Source organism: Prevotella jejuni, assembly GCF_900187995.1.
GTDB classification, from domain to species: Bacteria; Bacteroidota; Bacteroidia; order Bacteroidales; family Bacteroidaceae; genus Prevotella; species Prevotella jejuni.
This window is the reverse complement of record NZ_FZNZ01000023.1, coordinates 26,066-46,762: the sequence shown is the minus strand read 5'-3', so window position 1 is coordinate 46,762 and position 20,697 is coordinate 26,066. Positions and strand designations below refer to the sequence as shown.

Annotated in this window: 17 protein-coding genes; 4 read left to right on the top strand and 13 right to left on the bottom strand. The window is 41.8% G+C overall.

Annotation, left to right across the window (positions count from 1 at the left end):
* Nucleotides 1–1,924 precede the first annotated feature (1,924 nt).
* Both CHB62_RS09705 and CHB62_RS09700 read right to left on the bottom strand, forming a co-directional pair.
* Nucleotides 1,925–2,863, bottom strand: a complete 939-nt coding sequence (locus tag CHB62_RS09705) for a ribose-phosphate pyrophosphokinase (RefSeq protein ID WP_089366674.1) — start codon at nucleotides 2,861–2,863, stop codon at nucleotides 1,925–1,927.
* Between the two features lie 55 nt (nucleotides 2,864–2,918).
* A complete protein-coding gene (locus CHB62_RS09700) occupies nucleotides 2,919–3,527 on the bottom strand; it encodes a thiamine phosphate pyrophosphorylase (RefSeq protein ID WP_089366673.1) in 609 nt (202 codons plus the stop codon).
* Between the two features lie 74 nt (nucleotides 3,528–3,601).
* On the opposite strand from CHB62_RS09700, the gene nspC reads away from it, so the two are divergent.
* The 3 genes from nspC to CHB62_RS09685 all read left to right on the top strand — a co-directional run bounded on the left by nspC (nucleotide 3,602) and on the right by CHB62_RS09685 (nucleotide 7,595).
* Nucleotides 3,602–4,768 (top strand): carboxynorspermidine decarboxylase, encoded by a 1,167-nt coding sequence (nspC, locus tag CHB62_RS09695; RefSeq protein ID WP_089366672.1) that lies wholly within the window; start codon nucleotides 3,602–3,604, stop codon nucleotides 4,766–4,768.
* Nucleotides 4,769–4,828: 60 nt separating this feature from the next.
* Complete coding sequence (locus CHB62_RS09690; protein ID WP_009012087.1) at nucleotides 4,829–5,524, top strand: DnaJ domain-containing protein; 696 nt, start codon at nucleotides 4,829–4,831, stop codon at nucleotides 5,522–5,524.
* 523 nt (nucleotides 5,525–6,047) lie between these two features.
* Nucleotides 6,048–7,595 carry a Gfo/Idh/MocA family protein gene (locus CHB62_RS09685; RefSeq protein WP_089366671.1) on the top strand — a complete coding sequence of 516 codons (1,548 nt, stop codon included), beginning with the start codon at nucleotides 6,048–6,050 and terminating at the stop codon, nucleotides 7,593–7,595.
* A 115-nt stretch (nucleotides 7,596–7,710) separates the two neighbouring features.
* Here the strand turns inward: CHB62_RS09685 and CHB62_RS09680 are convergent, their stop codons facing one another.
* The 4 genes from CHB62_RS09680 to rpsF all read right to left on the bottom strand — a co-directional run bounded on the left by CHB62_RS09680 (nucleotide 7,711) and on the right by rpsF (nucleotide 10,033).
* Nucleotides 7,711–8,784: an AAA family ATPase gene (locus CHB62_RS09680; protein WP_089366670.1), complete on the bottom strand. Its 1,074-nt coding sequence runs from the start codon at nucleotides 8,782–8,784 to the stop codon at nucleotides 7,711–7,713.
* A gap of 84 nt (nucleotides 8,785–8,868) precedes the next feature.
* On the bottom strand, nucleotides 8,869–9,399 hold the full coding sequence (gene rplI / locus CHB62_RS09675; protein WP_009012091.1) for a 50S ribosomal protein L9: 531 nt from the start codon (nucleotides 9,397–9,399) through the stop codon (nucleotides 8,869–8,871).
* 15 nt (nucleotides 9,400–9,414) lie between these two features.
* Nucleotides 9,415–9,684 (bottom strand): 30S ribosomal protein S18, encoded by a 270-nt coding sequence (gene rpsR / locus CHB62_RS09670; protein WP_004353605.1) that lies wholly within the window; start codon nucleotides 9,682–9,684, stop codon nucleotides 9,415–9,417.
* A gap of 4 nt (nucleotides 9,685–9,688) precedes the next feature.
* Nucleotides 9,689–10,033, bottom strand: a complete 345-nt coding sequence (gene rpsF / locus CHB62_RS09665) for a 30S ribosomal protein S6 (RefSeq protein WP_009012092.1) — start codon at nucleotides 10,031–10,033, stop codon at nucleotides 9,689–9,691.
* A 137-nt stretch (nucleotides 10,034–10,170) separates the two neighbouring features.
* On the opposite strand from rpsF, the gene CHB62_RS09660 reads away from it, so the two are divergent.
* Nucleotides 10,171–10,374 carry a hypothetical protein gene (locus CHB62_RS09660; RefSeq protein ID WP_089366669.1) on the top strand — a complete coding sequence of 68 codons (204 nt, stop codon included), beginning with the start codon at nucleotides 10,171–10,173 and terminating at the stop codon, nucleotides 10,372–10,374.
* 607 nt (nucleotides 10,375–10,981) lie between these two features.
* Here the strand turns inward: CHB62_RS09660 and nadC are convergent.
* The 7 genes from nadC to CHB62_RS09625 form a co-directional block, all read right to left on the bottom strand.
* Entirely contained in the window at nucleotides 10,982–11,842 is an 861-nt protein-coding gene (nadC, locus tag CHB62_RS09655; protein ID WP_089366668.1) for a carboxylating nicotinate-nucleotide diphosphorylase, read from the bottom strand.
* A 15-nt stretch (nucleotides 11,843–11,857) separates the two neighbouring features.
* Nucleotides 11,858–12,850, bottom strand: coding sequence for a quinolinate synthase NadA (gene nadA / locus CHB62_RS09650; protein ID WP_089366667.1), 993 nt, complete (start codon nucleotides 12,848–12,850; stop codon nucleotides 11,858–11,860).
* 51 nt (nucleotides 12,851–12,901) lie between these two features.
* Nucleotides 12,902–14,512 carry an L-aspartate oxidase gene (nadB, locus tag CHB62_RS09645; protein WP_089366666.1) on the bottom strand — a complete coding sequence of 537 codons (1,611 nt, stop codon included), beginning with the start codon at nucleotides 14,510–14,512 and terminating at the stop codon, nucleotides 12,902–12,904.
* 673 nt (nucleotides 14,513–15,185) lie between these two features.
* Nucleotides 15,186–15,893, bottom strand: a complete 708-nt coding sequence (rprY, locus tag CHB62_RS09640; RefSeq protein ID WP_089366665.1) for a response regulator transcription factor RprY — start codon at nucleotides 15,891–15,893, stop codon at nucleotides 15,186–15,188.
* A 35-nt stretch (nucleotides 15,894–15,928) separates the two neighbouring features.
* Nucleotides 15,929–17,488 (bottom strand): sensor histidine kinase, encoded by a 1,560-nt coding sequence (locus CHB62_RS09635; protein ID WP_089366664.1) that lies wholly within the window; start codon nucleotides 17,486–17,488, stop codon nucleotides 15,929–15,931.
* Nucleotides 17,489–17,984: 496 nt separating this feature from the next.
* A complete protein-coding gene (gene tilS / locus CHB62_RS09630; protein ID WP_089366663.1) occupies nucleotides 17,985–19,361 on the bottom strand; it encodes a tRNA lysidine(34) synthetase TilS in 1,377 nt (458 codons plus the stop codon).
* Nucleotides 19,351–20,553, bottom strand: a complete 1,203-nt coding sequence (locus tag CHB62_RS09625) for a class I SAM-dependent rRNA methyltransferase (protein WP_089366662.1) — start codon at nucleotides 20,551–20,553, stop codon at nucleotides 19,351–19,353. The genes tilS and CHB62_RS09625 overlap by 11 nt, the downstream gene beginning before the upstream one ends.
* Between the last annotated feature and the right edge of the window lie 144 nt (nucleotides 20,554–20,697).

Genomic DNA, 20,697 nt, shown 5'->3' with positions numbered 1-20,697 from the left:
TAACCTATATGCAAAGATACCGATTTCAAGTGAAAAAAACAAATTTATGAAGCTTTTTTAATGTTCTTCTGAAAGATGAATTAAGTTGCTTCGCAAAATGAGTAGTGAAGGAGAACACACCTTATTGTCTTTCTAACGCTCGTCCTCTGTTTTTGATGACAAACCTGCCCCCTATCCTTTCTCCGAATAACAAGGGATTTGAACGCCGAGATAGTCCATACGAAAGTGGTTACTTATCCCTCTTCAACGTACGAGATAGGCACACACAAAACTGTCTGCTGCTTTATTTACAATCTATCTTCATGCCATTTGCTCAATTTGTAGTTCTATCTGTTTTGAACTTTATAATCGCTATATTCGCACACATGAATATGCGTAGGGGACGTAGTTTTTGTATCATCTAAGCAGTTTACATAGTTGTGAAATATCATGACAAAACACAAAGAATAGCTTGTCTGTAAAATAGATGTATATGCGTAATCATTAAGCTCGTAATCTTCAAGAAACCAGAAAGTTATAGGCTATGTAGAAGAAGAGGCCTTTCTTGGCGTAAGAAGGGCGTCTTCAACATGCAAGAAGGGCATGTTCTTGGAAGTAGAAGAGCGTCTTCTTGATGCTTGAAGGGCAAGTCTTAGAATTGAGACACTTGAAAACAATTTACAATAATATCTTTGTGCCTAACTTTGCTAAGCTATTATTCCTCCTTTCCTCAAATTCTCTCTCACTATGATGGTACTCAGGGAAAGATAAGACAACAGCCTGCATTCATTTTGCGAACGATAGAATCGTCGTTCTATCAGCCCACAATCATGGCTCAACCACCTTGTCGACTGGTATAACTAATCTTAGCTATAACATTCAACTTTCTTTCGTTGTTGCTTCTTGAGTTTTTCATGCTATTTGATAGTCTCTACACACGCTGTTTCTGTATGTCGATAAGAAAGCATAAATACCGAAAAATAAAGTTGCTGTCATTACTGTCATGCAAAGTAACAAGCTAACTCTTTAGTTTACAGTAGAGTTACATGAAATGTTAAAAATGACAGCAAAAGAAAATAAAACTATTTTCGTATAAATAGCAAGAGTTTGACTTTCATTAGAAGCCATTTCTCTTCTAATATTTGAAAGTATCTTCCTCAAGGTAAAAGGAGTTGATTATAGATATCAAAACAGAGCGAATTGGACTATAAGACATCATAAACAAAATAACAAGCGTATGTAGAGAAATATTATACATGTATATGATAAGCAAAGAAAATACTTGTCATTATTGCAAACTCCCCTACTCTCTTCAGTCTACCACATCACCATCACCCTCCAAAGAAATAATTATCAGAATCGTCATAGATTGCATATTTCGTAATAAATGAATGTATATATAGAACTAAAGGGCACAGCATTAATTTGCTGTGCCCTTTAGCATCCACCTTTCAGTGGAATGTTTGAGCTTGATTTTTGGTTCGCGCCTCACGGCGTTCACCAATCATCTCGCATCATAATTATCCTTTAATCAATCTTTATTATTACCTTTAACTAAACCTATTTAGTTGAAACCTGAACAATCTCCTTTGTTCTACCTTAAATAATAACTAAAAACCTAAATCTATTACTACTAACCTAAACAATCTATTATTTGTCTTTTGACAATGCAAAGGTACGACTGTTTGCGTACACAACAAAACTTTTTTAGGTTTTTATTCATCGTTCTCTGCGTTTTTTGATATATATCAAGATTAATACATAAAACTGTGTCCTGTGAATAAAGAAAATGTTAGTTGATCGATTGTCGACGATGAAGTTAAGTTTATAGATATATACAATAGCTTACAGATGAGCATAAAAAATGTTGGAACACACGCTCGGTGTATTCCAACATCTATAATATATCCTTTAAAGAAAGGGTTATGTCCTACCTTACACCTTATTATATAAGGTACTGACTTGAGATACTCTCATTGTTCAACACACGCTGAATTGTCTCAGCAAACATGTCGGCTACAGAGATCTGCTTAACCTTTGAGCAACGAGCAGTGTATGGGATAGAATCTGTAAAGACCATCTCCTCCAAAGAAGAAGCCTCTACACGCTCAGTAGCAGGACCACTCATCACACAGTGAGAAGCAATGGCACGAACACTCTTTGCACCAGCCTCCTTCATAACATCAGCTGCCTTAGTAATCGTACCAGCCGTATCAACCATGTCATCAACAATGATGACATTCTTGTCTTTCACATCACCAATAATCTGAATTGTGTCTACAACATTAGCACGTGCACGTGTCTTATTACAGAGAACGAGCGGACAACCAAGATACTTAGCGTATGTGTTAGCACGCTTTGAGCCACCTACGTCAGGACTTGCGATAACAAGATCCTTCAAGTGAAGGCCCTGAACATAAGGAAGCAGCACACCACTGGCATAGAGATGGTCGACAGGGACATTGAAGAAGCCCTGAATCTGATCTGCATGTAAGTCCATTGTAATCAGACGATCGATACCAGCAACACTCAATAAGTCTGCTACTAACTTTGCACCAATGCTGACACGTGGCTTGTCCTTACGGTCCTGACGTGCCCAACCAAAGTAAGGCATGACAGCGATGATATGACGAGCAGAAGCACGCTTTGCCGCATCTATCATCAAAAGAAGCTCCATGAGGTTGTCGGAGTTAGGGAAAGTACTTTGCACAAGGAACACATCCTTACCGCGAATACTCTGCTCGTAGGAAACGACAAATTCCCCGTCAAAGAAACGGGTCATCACCAAGTTGCCAAGCGGACAGCCAAGGCTGGCGCAGATCTTCTCAGCAAGGTATCTCGTCTTTGTACCTGAGAATACCAAAAAAGAGTTATTTTCACTCATTTCTTTTAGTTGTTTATATTGATAACGTAGAAATCTCTTATAAGTCTTGTAACCACTAACAGAGGGCACGTAGTTTACGAAAATAATCTATGATGGGCTTGAAATCCTGTTCATTATGGATACAGAACTTGTCCCAAAGGTCGTTCCTTATCACCACACCACCAAAGTCAAGCTCACGTAAAATGGGTAGATCGTCTATCGTCACACCTCCCATTGCATAGACACGTCGTCCCAACAGGCCCTGTCTATATGCCTCGTCTAACTCAAGGTCGGAAAGAACATGCTCGTCATGTGACGATTGCTCACGAGGTTGATGGATGTTCTTCAGAAAGACGTAGTCAGACTGCTTTGTTATAGCCTTCAGTTGCATCACGTCATCACAAGTCCTACTTAAAGTACCACGATAACCCCGTGGCACAGCTACAGATGAGTCATCAAGATGGATACCACCCAGAGAAAACTCATTCTTCATGTCAAAATGCTGGTGAACTGTGACTTTTCTATGATATTCAGAAGGCAAAAGAGAAAGAAGACGTTCCCAATAAAGTGGGGAATTATCTGCCTTCGAGATATGAAGACTATCAAGTCCTTCCTCGAAAAGCAAACTTATAATCTTATCTTCTTCCACAAAGAACGTGGACTTAGTCATGATGACCAGTTTCATGCTTTTACTCTGTTTTGTATTGCAAAGGTAGAGATTATTTCCCATAACTGCAAATTTTTCCTTATATTTGCAGCATGAAAATAAATCCATTAACATACGCTGAACTCTCCCGCCCGATGTATGTGCTGGAGGAGGCGAGACTTAGAAAGAACTTAGAAACTATCGCTCACGTGGCTAAAGAGGCTGATGTTGAGATTATTCTTGCTTTTAAGGCATACGCACTATGGCGTACGTTCCCTATCTTTCGTGAGTATATCAAGGCTACAACGGCCTCTTCTCTCTTTGAAGCTCGATTAGGTTTTGAAGAGTTTGGAGCACCCACACATACCTTCTCTCCGGGCTATACCGACTATGAAATTGACGATATCGCTCGTTGTTCATCGCATCTTGTCTTCAACTCAATCACTCAATACGAGCGTTATCACGTTCGTGCGAAGATGGTGAACAGTAAACTAAGTTTTGGTTTACGTGTTAATCCAGAATACTCTGAGGTTGAGACGTTGATTTATAACCCTTGTGCTCCGGGTACTCGGTTTGGTATATCATCCGACAAACTCCCGGAAACACTCCCAGAGGACGTAGATGGGCTCCATGTTCACTGTCATTGTGAGAGTGGTAGCGATGTCTTCGAGCGTACCTTGGCTCATATCGAGGAGAAATTCGCCAACTGGTTCCCACAAATTAAGTGGATTAACTTTGGTGGTGGACACCTTATGACCCGCAAAGACTATGATGTCAAACTACTAATACATCTTCTGAAAGGCTTTAGAAAACGATACCCATGGATTAAAGTCATCCTCGAGCCTGGTAGTGCCTTTGCTTGGCAGACTGGTCCACTGGTTGCACAAGTAGTCGATATAGTCGAAGATAACAATATCAAAACCGCTATCCTTAACGTTAGCTTCTCTTGTCACATGCCCGATTGTCTTGAGATGCCATATCACCCAGCCGTCCGCAATGCTACACTTACTGACGAGGATGGTACAGCAAAGGGTGAAACAACCTACCGACTGGGGGCTAATAGCTGTCTAAGTGGAGACTGGATGGGGTCATGGACCTTTGACCATGCACTGCAGGTAGGCGAGAACATCATCTTTGAAGATATGCTTCATTATACAACAGTCAAGACAACAATGTTTAATGGTATTAGTCATCCTGCCATTGCTTTACTCCATACAGACAACGAACTGGAGGTTCTTCGCAATTATACTTACGAAGATTACCGTGACAGAATGGACTAATGGCATACTTTTTGCCTTATATACAATAAAGTAATAAGACATTATTTAGGAGGATATATTATGGCATTTATAGATTATTATAAGATACTTGGCGTTGATCGAAACATCCCACAAAAGGATGTTCGAGCAGCATATAGAAAGAGAGCGAAACAGTTTCATCCAGACTTACACCCTAATGACCCTAAGGCTAAAGCTAAATTTCAGGCTTTAAGTGAGGCTTTTGAGGTTATTGGCGACCCTGAGAAGCGAGCGAAGTATGACAAGTATGGCGAACAATGGCGTAATGCTGAAGCCTACGAGAATGCTGGTGGATTCGGTGGTGCTCAAGGTTCACAAGGTGGAGGAAACCCGTTTGGTGGATTCGATTTCAGTAGCTTTGGAAATGGAGGTGGTGGCTTTAGTAGCTTCTTCCAAGACCTCTTCGGAGGCGGGGGACGCCGTCGCTCATCTGGTTTCAACACTGGTAGAGCACAAAGCCAACGTCCTACAGGACAAATGGAGGCTACTGTTGGTATCGACCTTTACACCGCTTTATTGGGTGGTGAGGTTATCATCCAATTGTCAGGAGGGCAGAAACTAAAACTAAAGGTAAAGCCTCTTACACAAGGCGGAACCAAGGTGCGTCTACGTGGCAAGGGTTACGACCGTGGCGATGGCACCTTCGGCGACCTCATCATCACCTACAATGTGAAACTTCCAGACCATCTAACAGACCGTCAGAAAGAACTGATTGAACAGATGAGACGTGAAGGATAAAGGTTGAAGAAAGACATTACAATAAGGGACTTCTATGTTGATAGGGGTCCCTTTTATTGTTTATCAACATCTCTTTCATCGTTCAATAACTTCCCTTTCATTGATTAATGACATCTCCTTCATCGTATTGTGGGTTATCTTTCATCGTTTTGTGGGATCCAATTAGACGCTTAGTAAGGTAGTGTACTTGGCTATTAAGCTTCTAAATCTGCCCGAATAGAAGGACAGAGAACTCTCATCTTCAAATTATTTTCATGAACAGAAATATTTATTTTCACGACAAGAAATATTTATTTTCATGAAGAAAAATAATTTCTTTCACGAACTTATAAATCATTATCGTAGCTTGTCAATGTGATTATTAACCAACCATACTGTTTGAATCATTGGTTTTCACCACCATTGAAAAGGGAAAATTAGAACGCTTAACCTCTTTTGTTCAAATATTTTTTAGTAACTTTGCCTACCGAATCATTCGAGAACTGAATTCGAATATACCAATAAATAAATAACTAAAAACAACATGAGTATTAAAAGAACATTAGCTGCAGCATTCATTCTTGGCAGCTTACTCTTACCCTCAACAGTATCGGCTCAATTCAATTGGCCATACAAAGTCGTCAATGGAAAAGCTGTAACAGAAGTACCAGAACGTCCTGCAGGACAGGAGAGTGCGCTCAACTTGGCTACACCTAAGATGAAGGTTGTACGCGTAGCATTCGTAGGTTTAGGAATGCGTGGGCACGACGCAGTAGAACGTTGGACTCATATTCCAGGCATACAAGTAATGGCGTTATGCGACTACGAGCGTGACAGAGCAGAAAGATGTCAGGAGTATCTACGCAAAGCAAGCATGCCAGCTGCCGACATCTATTCTGGTGAGGATGGATATAAGGCCTTGTGTAAGCGCAAGGACATCGACCTTGTATATATTGCACCAGACTGGAAACACCACTTCCTCGTAGCCAAAGAGGCTATGAATAACGGTAAACATGTTGCCGTAGAAGTGCCAGCAGCAATGAATCTCCACGAGATTTGGGAGCTTATTAACCTATCAGAGAAGAAGCGTCTACACTGTATGATGCTTGAGAACTGCTGTTATGATTTCTTCGAATTGAACTCATTAAACATGGCACAGAAGAATGTCTTTGGTGAAGTTCTTTATGTTCAAGGTGCTTATCGCCATGAGTTATCCAAGTTCTGGGATGCCTATTGGAAGAAAGATGCACAAGACAAACTTGGCTGGAGACTTGATTATAACCAGAAGTTCCGTGGTGACATCTATGCTACTCACGGCTTAGGTCCTATTGCTCAGGTGTTGAATATCCACAGAGGAGACAAGATGAAGACCTTGGTAGCTATGGATACCAAGTCTGTCAATGGTAAGAAGCAAGTGGAAAAGATGACAGGTGAGCCTTGTAATGAGTTCCGTAATGGTGACCAAACAACCACCCTTATCAGCACGGAGAACGGGAAAGTCATCGAAATACACCATAACGTAATGACGCCACAACCTTATAATCGTATGTATCAGCTCACTGGTACAAAGGGATTTGCTAATAAGTATCCTTTCGAAGGATATGCTTTATCAGCCGACGAATTGAAGAGTTCTGGTATTACTCCTTCTTCTGACAATCTCTCAGGACACTCTTATCTCTCAAAGGCCGACACTGAGGCGTTGATAAAGAAGTATGAGAGTCCTATCGTTGCAAAGTATGAAAAGCAAGCAAAAGAGGTTGGTGGACATGGTGGAATGGACTTTATCATGGACTCACGATTAGTTTATTGCCTGCAGAATGGTCTTCCATTAGATATCGATGTTTATGATTTAGCAGAGTGGTGCTGCTTAGCTGAATTAGGATCTATCTCTATGGACAATGGTAACCTTCCTGTTGAGGTACCTGACTTCACACGTGGTCAATGGAACAAGGTTAAGGGGTTCCATCATGCATACGCCTCAGAAGCTGACGAAACACAAGCTGCTGCAGACGCAATGGCTTTCACAACCAAACTAAAAGAGACTGGAAAGAAATACTGGGAGAAGGCTGATAAGGCTGCAAAGAAGAAGTAACGAATACAAATAAAGGCCAAACATATAAATGCCGTAACGCTTGATGAGTGTTACGGCATTTACTTTATGTTTCAAGTCAAGTAAGATATCCTTTGATATCCACCTACTTATAGTCTTATTTCTTTAATGCTAAGTTATAGTTATAATACTCCGTCTTACCCGTGATGTCCTCCACTACTTCAATAAAAGGAGGGAAATTAACATCTTCATGGTCTGCTATTCCCTTTGTTTCTAATATCTGAAGATGAGAACAAGGAGCAAGATAAGTATCAAGCTCAAAGAACTGACCACGCCAAATAAAGGTCTTACGTATCTTATGAATAGACTGACGATAAGGGTCAGCTTGGCGCATCAATGATTCATAAAGGTTATTATCAATCTGACGTTCAGTAACAACTTGCTCATTGTTAGGCAACGTCTTCTTCGTTGTACGTACATTGATAGACACACCATTCAGTGTTCGACGACGCAAGCGAACCTCACTACAAGGTTCTGAAGTGAGATAGGTCTGTGTGATATCACTCTCGATAGCATCAGGGATGACACCCGTCAATCGAACAATATACTTTCTTTCTTCAACAACCTGTTGTGGAATTTCTAAGACATTAGAGATATCTTGCAGTACACGATTAATCTTAGTATCGAAGTTCTCGTGGTTGTTAATAACCCGCAAGTGCGGATGTTCCGACCAAGCTTGAATGACTTTCTTATCCATTTCACGTGCAAGCTCAAGCCCTTCTGTACGCTCAGCATTATTAGCAGTGGTATAGAACTGCTCAGCACCATCGGCTGCACTAACAAGATGGAGCACTGCATCGTAACGAGCACGGAGTTTTTCAGATGTTGTTCCGACCCCAGCTGTGATCTCTTTCCACATCTCTGGCTTCATATAAGCAGATATATCCATCGTACCACGGTCGCAAACAATGATCGTAGGTTTGTCTATTGTCTCCGCCATAAGCGTAAACTTATCCTCCAAGGCAAGCTGTATCTCCAACGTTGCCTTCTCTCCTTCATAGAAGAAAGCAGCATTTTTAGTAAGATAATCCATACCCGCTTGAGAGAAAAGCGTTGGTACTTCAGGAATGATAAACACCTTATAACCAAGACTTGAGAAGTGTTCAATAATCTTGACAAGGGCCGTTGTTTTTCCGGCGCACGGTCCGCCAGTGAGTACAATTCGTTTCATAATGACTAAAAAATCCCCTCCACCCGAAAGTGAAAGGGATTATTATCTAACATTACTGCTTTACAGTGCAAAATGCCATTAGGATTACTCAGCTGCTGGAGTCTCTTCCTCAGCTGCTACAGGAGCCTCTGCTGGCTGCTCTGCAGGAGCTTCCTCAACAGCAGGTGCTGGCTGGTTCTCAGCAACAACAGTTACAGGAACCTTCACCTCAACCTCCTTGTGGAAGTGTACAGTAGCCTCAGAAGTACCAACCTTCTTCATGTCGCGCATTGTAACAATCTTACGATCGATTTCAATACCACGCTTAGCGAGTTCCTCAACAACAGTAGCTGCGTTCACTGAACCGTAAGTTACGCCAGTAGCAGACACCTTAGTTGCGATAACAAGCTCTACACCCTCCAACTGAGCAGCCTTCTTCTCAGCCTCAGCCTTGAGTGCTGCAAGCTTAGAAGCCTGCTGCTTCAAGTTCTCAGCCAACTGCTTCTTAGCAGAAGGAGAAGCGATGACACCCTTACCAGTTGGGATAAGGTAGTTACGGCCATAGCCGTTCTTTACATTAACGATATCGTTCTTGTATCCAAGACCGATAATATCTTCTTTCAATATAATCTCCATCTATTGACCTCCTTTTTACTTCATCAAATCGGTTACATAAGGAAGAAGCGCAATCTGGCGAGCACGCTTTACAGCCTGTGCCACACGACGCTGATACTTCAGAGAAGTACCTGTAATACGACGAGGAAGAATCTTTCCCTGTTCATTGAGGAACTTCTTCAAGAACTCGCCATCCTTATAATCGATATACTTAATACCGCTCTTCTTGAAACGGCAATACTTCTTCTTCTTTGTATCGATAGAAGGAGCGGTCAAATAACGGATTTCTGATTTCTGCTCTGCCATGTTCTTAAGCCTCCTTTTTAGCTGCCCATTTAGCACGACGCTTCTCTGCGTATGCTGCAGAATACTTGTCTTGCTTAACGGTAATGTAACGAATAACCTTCTCGTCACGACGGAAGCCGGTCTCGAGAGTGTTGATAACTGATGGATCTGCGTTGAACTCCAACAAAGCATAGAAGCCTGATGACTTCTTCTGAATGTTGTAAGCCAACTTCTTGAGCCCCCAAGCCTCCTCGTTCAAGATCTCAGCACCATTGTCGGTGAGCAGTTTCTTGAATTTAGCGACCGTTTCCTTCATCTGTTCGTCAGACAAAACGGGAGTCAAAATGAAAACGGTTTCGTATTGATTCATACTACTTTAATTTATAAAATTGTGAATTAATTTACACCTGCCTACGCAAAATGCGGTGCAAAAGTACTGCTTTTTATACAAATGACCAAATATTTTTAGTACTTTTGCGTCTGTAAACAGCATATTTACTATTATATATGAAAAGATATATCAAATACTTAGGTATTGCAGCGATAATTATCGGTATTCTGCTATTTGTTCTCCATGTCGTCCTGAATTATCATGGGAATGCACTCCTGTTCAGTGGCCTCACACTGGTTTTGGGTGGTATTGTCTTATTTGTAAAGGGTGAGGGTGCTACCGCTATCCAACCCTCTAAGGAGGACAAAGACAAGAAGTAACTATCGTTCTTATCATCGCCTGAAAGCTGCCTTAGCAACTCCCCACATCACAACATGCTCTAACTCGCTTACTCTACATCAGAGAAAAGAATCATACAAGCGAAGGAGTAGCAAAGACAGCTAAGCAGGAAAGAGACTTATCACCCCTTTATAACAAGAAAAAAGTTTATTTCGTTTTGCTGTCACTTTTAACATTTCGAGTCAACATCCTATTGGTCAACGAATTAGCAAGCTGTAACATGTGACAGAAATGACAGGAAACTTCGTTTTTAAAAATCGCACATTACTTGTGTCCTATTCCTCTGAACAGGAATTTTCAACCGCTAAGCCTTATCTTGTCACCCAAGTTTTAGGATTTTCACCAAGTACTTCTGTCTGTTTTAACTCCGTTTTCACCCACCTTATTCATACAGTTTATCGTTAGTGAGAGAGCCTACGAAAAGTCAAATAAACCAAAGAGAAAGAGCACACAACGCGTATCTCTTCACATTACCTTCGTGAAAAGAAATAATTATTTACGTGAGAAGAAATATTTTTCTTCATGAAAAGAAACGTTTCCTATCACGTAAATAATTCAAAGTCATTGATTGAGTCAAGTCGACCAAACCTACTTTGTCACCGCCTTAAAGCTCATATCAAGTCCTTTAACACTGTGTGTCAATGCACCAAAGGAGATGAAGTCGACCCCAGCCTGTGCGTATGGAATCATCGTATCGAAGGTGATACCACCACTTGACTCCGTCTCACAGCGTCCTCCAACCATCTCAACAGCCTTACGAGTGTCCTCTGGTGTGAAGTTATCAAACATGATTCTGTCGCATCCTTCATGCAAGGCTTGCTCCAACTCATCAAAGTTCCTGACCTCACATTCTATCTTTAAGTCTTCCTTTCCATGTTCCTTACAATACTGCTTAGCCTTAGAGATAGCATTATGTATCCCTCCACAGAAGTCGACATGATTGTCTTTTAGAAGTATCATATCAAACAGTCCAATGCGATGATTCATGCCACCACCAATCTTAACGGCCTCCTTCTCCAACATTCTCATCCCCGGTGTCGTCTTACGAGTGTCGAGGACTCGCGTCTTCGTACCGGCATCTATCAGGGCTTGTTGGTACTTACGCGTCATTGTGGCTATACCACTCATACGCTGCAAGATATTGAGCATGAGTCGTTCGGTCTGTAACAGACTTTGTATCCTACCCTTTACTATCATCACCACATCCCCTGGCTTCACCCATGCACCATCTTCTATAAACACCTCAACTTGAAGTTCAGGGTCGAAGCGATAGAACACCCGCTTAGCAATCTCAACTCCTGCCAAGACTCCTTCTTCCTTTATTAGCAACTTACTTTCGCCGATTGCCTCTGCAGGAATACAACAAAGCGTTGTGTGATCACCATCTCCAATATCCTCACTGAAAGCGAGTTCGATAAGTTTATCGTTAAGTTCTTCTACTGACAACATAATTATTTGATTAAATTATAAACCTAAACTCTTTGATATCTCCAACATCTTATGAATAGACTTCACGGCCTTCTTGCCCATCTCTGGCTCTACCTCGATAGCAGGCCATTCGTATTTCAGACAGTTATACAACTTATTCAACGTGACAAGTTTCATATACTCACATTCGTTACAAGTGTTATCACTGTCCTCCGCAGGGGCAGGGATGAATGTTTTATGCGGTGCCAATCGTTGCATCTCAACAAGAATACCACTCTCCGTCACCACGATGAACTCTTGAGCCTCATCTGTTACGCTATACTTCAGCAAGGCTGCTGTACTCCCCACCTTGTCTGCCAGACTGATTACGGCTGGTGGACACTCTGGATGAACGAGTACCTTAGCAGCAGGATGCTCGCTTTTCAGTTGTTGTATCTTCGTTGCAGAGAACTTCTCATGAACCTGACAAGCTCCGTCCCAAAGTAACATCTTACGACCTGTTTGCTCACTGATATAATGTCCTAAGTTCTTATCTGGCCCAAAGATAATCGGTGTCTCTTTTGGTAAAGACTCTACTATCTGTTTGGCATTACTACTTGTTACCACGACATCCGTCAAAGCCTTCGTTGCAGCCGTCGTGTTTACATAACTGATAACCGTGTGATTAGGATGCGCCTTAACAAACGTCTCAAACTCATCAGCGGGACAACTCTCTGCTAAAGAACAAGAGGCATTAAGGTCGGGAACAAGTATCGTCTTCTCAGGACAGAGTATCTTATTCGTCTCACCCATAAAGTGCACACCACACATCACAATGATGTCGGCATCTGTCGATGCTGCCTTCTGTGCCAAGGCCAGACTATCTCCGACGAAATCAGCCAACTCCTGGATGACTCCCTCTGTATAATAATGTGCCATGATAAGTGCATTCTTCTCCTTGCACAACCTACGTATCTCAGCCTTAACATCTACCCCTTCTGGGATAGCCTCGTCGATAAAGCCTTGCTCCAACCACTTTTCTTTTATCATCTGATTCTTAGTTATATGTTGAAAAAACTATGGTATCTGTGTTTCTCCTTATTATTTATCTATCTTTTCTTCGGTCTTCTTGTCGTAAGCATGCTTCGGATAATCTACCGTATAATGCAGTCCTCGACTCTCTTTCCGCTCTATCGCTTGTCGTGTTATCAGATAACCAACATTAATCATATTACGGAGTTCGCATATATCCTTTGTTGCTTTAACACGCTTAAAGAGGTTTTCGGTTTCTTCATAGAGTAAGTCGAGCCTGTCCCACGCACGTTTCAAGCGTAAGTCGCTACGAACAATACCGACATAATTACTCATGATTTCGCCCACTTCTCGAACACTTTGTGTTATCAAGACATGCTCTTCATTGGTCATTGTACCCTCGTCGTTCCATTCAGGGACATCCGTATTGAAGTCATACTTATCAATCATCTCGAGTGAATGAGCTGCTGCCGACTTAGCATAGACGGCCGCTTCTATCAGCGAGTTACTGGCAAGGCGGTTCCCTCCATGCAGTCCTGTACACGAACATTCGCCCACAGCATAAAGCCGATGGATAGAACTCTCCCCATTTAAGTCTACCTTTATACCACCACACATATAATGGGCACTGGGGCAAACGGGTATGTAGTCTTTCGTAATATCTATCCCAACGCTCATACACTTCTCGTAGATATGTGGGAAATGACGCTTTGTCTCTTCCGCATCCTTGTGTGTCAAGTCAAGACAAACATGGTTGAGTCCGTGTATCTTCATCTCATGGTCGATTGCTCTTGCCACAATATCACGTGGCGCAAGAGAAAGTCGTTCATCATACTTCTGCATGAACTCCTGACCATCTGGCAGTCGTAACACCCCTCCATAACCCCTCATAGCCTCAGTAATCAGGAATGCTGGATGGGTCTCAGAAGGGTTATAAAGAACCGTAGGGTGGAACTGCACGAACTCCATATCCTTCACTGTACCCTTTGCACGATAAACCATTGCAATGCCATCTCCTGTCGCTATCACCGGATTAGACGTCATTGCATAGACAGCCCCAACGCCTCCTGTAGCCATGAGTGTCACCTTACTCAAGAAAGTATCAACTTTCTGTGTATCGGGATTAAGGATATATGCACCATAACACTCTATGTCTTGCGTCCTTCGCGTCACCTTTCTCCCTAAGTGATGTTGCGTGATAATCTCCACAGCATAGTGATTTTCAAACACCGTGATATGCGGGTTAGCCCTCACAGCCTCCATCAGTCCACGTTGAATCTCAAACCCTGTATCATCAGCGTGATGAAGTATGCGAAAGTCACTATGTCCTCCCTCACGATGAAGGTCGTATGTTCCGTCATGGCTCTTATCGAAGTTAACACCCCAGTCAACGAGCGTTTGAATTGCTGAAGGCGCATTACAAACAACCTGTCTGACTGCTAAAGGGTCAGAGATATAGTCCCCTGCCACCATAGTGTCATGGATATGCTTTTCAAAATTGTCAACGGCAAAATTGGAAACAGACGCTATTCCTCCCTGTGCCTTAGCTGTGTTTGCTTCATCCAAAGAGGTTTTACAAATCAATGCAACCCTACCCTTTCCACGATTGGCCACACTGAGCGCATAACTCATACCAGCTATACCACCACCGATAACCAAGAAATCGAATTTATGTATCATTTGTTTGTTAGTAAGATGTCTCTCTTTTAGTTGGTACAAAAGTAATAAAAAATACCATAACATAAGTAAGAAATGAGCATATATATTTACCTTTGCGTGTTAAAAGTTCCCCATCGCCTATTGACTATCACCGAGATAACTTATAAGAACGTTGATAAAAGAAAAAGAAAGAACACCTAACACGCACACCGAGATTGTAAACATATTTCACCAATAACACCCTTCTTCTTTCGAGAGAGGGCCGAGAATGAGACAAGAAGAGGCCTTTCTACATTCGAGAACATGCCCTTCTTGCACGCAGAAGACGCCCTTCTTGAAGCAAGAAAGGCGTCTTCTTCAACGCTGCAGATAACATACTGGTATCATGTATGTTATATTATTAATTACAACTAACATCATACTACTCTTTTGAGGGTACTTAGCTTAACACCCTGTAAAGGTTTTTCGTTATCACACAGACTCCTCCAAAGACTGCGAAGGGATAAGTTCTATGCTTGAAAAGAATGTGTAGAACATCACTCAGAAAGTCGGATAGGCCTCTTGTTGAGGTCCAGCCCTTATCCTTCCACGACCTTATAAAGCAAGAAAAAACGCTATTCAATCTCCTAATCGAAGATAGAATAGCGTTATGTTGATAATGTTTCGTCTAATGATTTAAGCCGAAACAGGAATCTTACTCCTCGTCTGGCACAATGAGTTTATAGCCTTTACCATGGATATTGATAATCTCTATCTGTGGATCTGGCTTCAAGTGCTTACGCAACTTAGTAATATAAACATCCATAGAGCGGGCATTGAAATAGTTATCATCAATCCAAATGGTCTTCAAAGCATAGTCACGTTGAAGGATCTCATTAGAGTGTGCGCACAATAAAGCGAGCAACTCATTCTCCTTTGTAGTAAGCTTTGTAGCCTTCTCTGGGTCGTTATCCAATGTAAGCAACTGCTTCTGTGTGTCGAAAGTAAAGCGACCAATGTTGTACATGGTAGACTCCTTGGTCTTTTTACCCCTTACTCTACGCAGGATAGCTTCAATACGGAAGACCAACTCTTCCATTGAGAAAGGCTTTGTAATATAGTCATCAGCACCAATCTTAAAGCCTTCTAAGATATCTTCTTTCAGCTGCTTTGCAGTAAGGAAGATGATAGGAATCTCCGCATTAGCCTGACGTATTTCCTGTGCAAGGGTAAAACCATCTTTCTTAGGCATCATAACATCAAGTACACAGATATCATACTTGCTCTTTAAAAAGGTTCTGTAACCTACTTCACCATCAGGGCAAAGTTCGGCTTGGAAGCCTTTTGCCTGCAGATACTCACTCAATAGTGTTCCAAGGTTCTCATCGTCTTCACACAAGAGAATTTTCAACTTATCGTCCATAATCTATACGTATTAAATTGTTTATATACTTTTATTTATGTTTCTTCGTCCTCCTCGTCACGTATAACGGGAAGTTTTATAACGAACTTAGTTCCTTTTCCGTACTCACTCAACACCTTTATCTCTCCTTCATGTAGGTCGACCATCTTCTTCACGTAGGCTAAGCCTAATCCAAACCCTTTCACATCGTGAAGGTTACCAGTGTGAACTCGATAGAACTTATCAAAGATCTTTTTCAGATTCTCCTTCTTTATTCCCTGTCCAGTGTCCCGTATAGAGAGGTAAAGGTTCTCGTTTGTATTCCATGTCTTCAAATAGACGTCTAATGGCTCATCTGGTTTAGCATACTTCACAGCGTTATCTAAGAGATTGAAGATAACATTCTGAAAGTGCATCTCGTCTACATACATGAGGGAATCGACGGCTTCTATCTCTGTGTACACCTTACCTCCCGTATGCTCAACACGCAGACTGAAAGAGTGGGCAATCGTCTCCACCATCTCATTAAGGTCTGTGTATTTCTTCTTTAGCACAGCCTTTTTGCGCTCGTACATACTCATCTGTAGCACCTTCTCAACCAGGAAGCGCAGTCGTTTAGACTCATCATTGATGACACCACCCAAGTGGTCAATCATCTTTGGGCTCTTTACGAGTGTCTTATCATTCAACATCTGCGCAGCAAGAGATATACTTGCGATAGGCGTCTTAAGCTCATGCGTCATGTTATTGATGAAGTCGTTCTTTATTTCACTGTATCGTTTCTGTCGGAAGATAGTAACGATTGTAAAGATAAAGGTGACCAACAGTACGAAAGTGAAGATGATTGACGGTATCATAAACCGTACACTGGAGAAGATGTAGTTGTTCATTTGTGGAAAATGAACCTTTACTACGCCCATTCTATTTACTGGGTCGTTACGGAACAACACCTGAGAATAAGTATTCTCCTCGCCATCACTCACATAATCTGGACATCTATAGACTTCGCGCCCATCCTGTGTTGTCACCGTGAAATGGTAAGGGATGTTGATACCATTGTTCATCATCTCTGCCTTTAAGTCCTGGTCTAAGAGCTTAAAGTTTATTCTATTGCGTAAAGGCTTGTCCGAAGCAGAATAGAGAATATTATAGATAACCTCCTCTAACATAGCTTTCTGATAGACATAACGATTACGAACAATCTCTTGCATGTTACGTTTTGTAGCAGACAAAGAGCTACTATCACTCCGTAAAATAGAACCTTTCGGAACTAAGGAAGGCTTTGATTGCTTTAGTTTTGCTTCAAAAGAAGTATAGACATCACCCTGGTTGTCTGTCGAAGGAGCTTGATGGGCTGGTGTAGCAGCAGCCTTATCAGCAGCTTGAGCATCGTTATGTAAACGCTCAGTCTTGTTCACATCGTCCTCTAAATAACGAAGAGTCTCATTCAACTCCATGTTGCGAGATGCCTGATAGAGGGCACGGTTGACGGATTCGTCAAACTGTTCCTTCTTCATCTCAGCCATTTCTTCAATGTAGTTGAGCTGGAGCAGCAGCAAACCAAGGAACGAAAGTCCCATGATTATAGCTATTATCCATATCGTTTTCTTCTTCATTACTCACTGACTTATATGTAAACTGCTCATAAAGAAACTCTATTCACAGCACTATATCTTTATTTTCCGACTGCAAAGATAGGATTTCCTTAAATGTTTAACATCTAAAAGTTAAGAAATAACTCATAATTGATTTTAGTTAACTAAATACTACTTTTTAGATTAATAATTATCAAGTATAAACTTTGATATAGGTCTTTAATACTCCAAAATATAGTTTACAAAGATGGTATTAGACGAAGAGAAGCTGACTGCTATCGCTGAACTAAACGACTGTCATTATACCTTACACCTTATATTAATAAGGTATAAGTTCAGAAAATAGCTCTCGTATCAATAAAGCCTTAGGCTTACACATCCCATGATAAATGCAAGAAAGAAACATGCCTCCGCCTTATTACAATGTATATGAGTTCTGTATGGGTGGTCGTAATAGTATAGTAGGCCTTAGTAAAGAAGAGTATGCGATTATAGTCTTACTGAACAACAAAGGCTATTATCCTTGTAATGCTTCAATCCGTAGGCAAGATGTGCTCTGTGGGGTCAACTTAAAATGGTCATTGATACGAAGGCCAAGGACCCAAAGGATAGTACCTGTGGCATCAAGGAGCACCAGTTGGTTACGTTTCTCAAAGCGGTTACGTTTAAGATTAGTAAGGAAATCACTCACAAGTTGGCTTCCTCGCATGCCAAGAGGAGTAAAGCGGTCGCCCTCTGCAACACGTCGTAAGGTCAAAGGGAAACGTATAGAAGAGGTATCAAGGTCAACTACAATAGGATTCTTAGAGAAAGAAACAATTGAAGACGGGGCCAACGTCCGTTCTGTCAGTCGAAGAGAAAGTTGCTCATCATAGACATAACGCCCCGTCTCGGGGATAACAAGCGTGCGAGGCTCACCTTCTTCACGAGGTAGAACCATAAAGAAACCACGGTCATGGGTGAGTTCATGCGTTGAAGAATACCATAACTGGCCAGTCTGCCCATCAAGGTGTGAGACCATCTCTGCTATCTGAGAAGATGAAAAACCGAGTGGTTTAAGAATATAAAAGAGGAGATAAGCAGGGGAAGGAAACGCTCGAACAACTGACAAATCAAGTTGGAAAGGATGATTACTCAGACTACTTTGACTTACAGAACTCTCCGAACAGAAAAAGTGAACAGCCTTCCCCAAAGCCTCTTTGAGCGACTCCTGCACAATAGCCTCTACATCTGAGAGGTGATTAGCAGTAGTAAGAATAGCCTCCGTAACCGACGGATTTATCTCAGCCAACTGTGGAAGAACATTCAACCTAATCTTATTTCGCACCACATCATCCACAAGGTTGGTACTATCGGTTACAAATGTAGATGCGTGTCGACGAAGATAATCCTCAATCTCTTGGCGTGCCACGCAAAGCAAGGGACGTATAATGTCATTCTTTCGAGGACGTATACCCATCAAACCACTTAGTCCAGTGCCCCGAACAAGGTTGATAAGAACTGTCTCTACAGAGTCTTCTTTATGATGACCGACGCAGATACCCTCAGCTTCTAATGCTTCTTTCAATTGAAAGAAATAACGATAACGCAGCTCACGTGCTGCCATCTCAATGCTCACCTTATGTAAGTCAGCATAAGACTGCGTATCAAAATGGACTTTATGGAGCGGTATATTCTCACGTTGACATAGTTCTTCACAGAACCGTTCATCCCTCATGCTCTCCTCACCACGCAGTCGAAAATTGCAATGAACAGCCTCAACACGATAGCCTAACTCCTTGAGACATAGCAAGAGAGCAACACTATCGGCACCACCAGACAGCGCTACTAAATAAAGAGCATCTACCCGAAGCAGATGCTCAGAAGCTATGAATCGTTTTATCTTATTCAACATAAAGGACCAAACCCTTCAAATACTCGCCTTCTGGATGATAAATATTAATTGGGTGATCAGCAGGCTGATGAAGCTGATGGAGGATGCGCACCTTACGTCCAGCTTGTGCGGCAGCCGTGAAAACAGCCTGTCTAAAATTGTCCTTTGTGACTACCTGCGAGCAACTAAAGGTAAACAAGATTCCTCCGGGCTTAATCTTTTCAAATCCTTTGACGTTCAATCGTGTGTAACCACGCAATCCATTCTTCAACGCACTACGGTGTTTTGCAAAGGCAGGAGGGTCGAGAATGATAAGATCATACTTACCATCATGGTCGTCAAGATATTTGAAAGCATCCTCACAGATAGCCTCATGACGTGAATCACGAGGGAAGTTGAGTTCGACATTCTTGTTAGTTAGCTCGATAGCCTTCGCTGAACTGTCAACAGAATGTACCACTTCTGCCCCACCACGCATAGCATAAACAGAGAAGCCACCCGTGTAACAGAACATATTCAACACACTTCTTCCCTTAGCATAATACTCTAAGAGAGAGCGATTCTCACGTTGATCGATAAAGAAACCTGTCTTCTGACCCTTTAACCAGTCAATATGAAACTTTAAGCCATTCTCAATCGCAATGTTATTGTCGGTATCTCCGTAGATAAAACCATTCTCTTGACCGAGTTCAGCCTTGTAAGGAAGGGTCGTCTCACTCTTATAATAGATACTATCCAACTTATCGTCCATCACCTTAACAAGGGCTTTCGCAATCACTTCACGGCATACATGCATACCTACAGAATGGGCTTGCATAACGGCAGTCTTGCCATACACGTCGATTACCAAGCCTGGGAGGTTATCGCCCTCACCATGAACAAGACGATAAGTAGTATTAGGGAACACCCCTACCGACGTGGGTTCTTCACGAATAACACCAATCGCTTGGCGCACTTGGAGGGCCGCACTCAATCGACTCTCCCAAAACGTATCATCAATCTTTACGTCGTGGAAGGAGAGAACACGGACGGCAATAGAACCTATCTGGAAATGTCCTACAGCAATAAATTTCTTGTCGTGCGTTAGGACACGCACTATATCGCCCTCTTCAAGTCCCTCTTCAATCTTGTTGATAGCACCTGAGAAGACCCATGGATGGTAACGAAGAAGACTCTCTTCTTTGCCCCTTTTCAAATATACTTGCTTATACATAAAGTTCCGTTTTAGCGTTTATCGTTTTCTTCTACTTGATGATCTCCGAATTACTTTCATGAACAAAAAGATTTATTTACATGATAAGAAATATTTTTCTTCACGATAAAAAATATTTTTCTTCACGACAGTAATCTACATAGA

Bases quoted from the DNA above. Each gene is read 5' to 3' on its own strand.
- CHB62_RS09705 (WP_089366674.1), bottom strand. From the start codon at position 2,863: ATGAGTGAAAATAACTCTTTTTTGGTATTCTCAGGTACAAAGACGAGA.
- CHB62_RS09700 (WP_089366673.1), bottom strand. From the start codon at position 3,527: ATGAAACTGGTCATCATGACTAAGTCCACGTTCTTTGTGGAAGAAGAT.
- nspC (WP_089366672.1), top strand. From the start codon at position 3,602: ATGAAAATAAATCCATTAACATACGCTGAACTCTCCCGCCCGATGTAT.
- CHB62_RS09690 (WP_009012087.1), top strand. From the start codon at position 4,829: ATGGCATTTATAGATTATTATAAGATACTTGGCGTTGATCGAAACATC.
- CHB62_RS09685 (WP_089366671.1), top strand. From the start codon at position 6,048: ATGAGTATTAAAAGAACATTAGCTGCAGCATTCATTCTTGGCAGCTTA.
- CHB62_RS09680 (WP_089366670.1), bottom strand. From the start codon at position 8,784: ATGAAACGAATTGTACTCACTGGCGGACCGTGCGCCGGAAAAACAACG.
- rplI (WP_009012091.1), bottom strand. From the start codon at position 9,399: ATGGAGATTATATTGAAAGAAGATATTATCGGTCTTGGATACAAGAAC.
- rpsR (WP_004353605.1), bottom strand. From the start codon at position 9,684: ATGGCAGAGCAGAAATCAGAAATCCGTTATTTGACCGCTCCTTCTATC.
- rpsF (WP_009012092.1), bottom strand. From the start codon at position 10,033: ATGAATCAATACGAAACCGTTTTCATTTTGACTCCCGTTTTGTCTGAC.
- CHB62_RS09660 (WP_089366669.1), top strand. From the start codon at position 10,171: ATGAAAAGATATATCAAATACTTAGGTATTGCAGCGATAATTATCGGT.
- nadC (WP_089366668.1), bottom strand. From the start codon at position 11,842: ATGTTGTCAGTAGAAGAACTTAACGATAAACTTATCGAACTCGCTTTC.
- nadA (WP_089366667.1), bottom strand. From the start codon at position 12,850: ATGATAAAAGAAAAGTGGTTGGAGCAAGGCTTTATCGACGAGGCTATC.
- nadB (WP_089366666.1), bottom strand. From the start codon at position 14,512: ATGATACATAAATTCGATTTCTTGGTTATCGGTGGTGGTATAGCTGGT.
- rprY (WP_089366665.1), bottom strand. From the start codon at position 15,893: ATGGACGATAAGTTGAAAATTCTCTTGTGTGAAGACGATGAGAACCTT.
- CHB62_RS09635 (WP_089366664.1), bottom strand. From the start codon at position 17,488: ATGAAGAAGAAAACGATATGGATAATAGCTATAATCATGGGACTTTCG.
- tilS (WP_089366663.1), bottom strand. From the start codon at position 19,361: ATGTTGAATAAGATAAAACGATTCATAGCTTCTGAGCATCTGCTTCGG.
- CHB62_RS09625 (WP_089366662.1), bottom strand. From the start codon at position 20,553: ATGTATAAGCAAGTATATTTGAAAAGGGGCAAAGAAGAGAGTCTTCTT.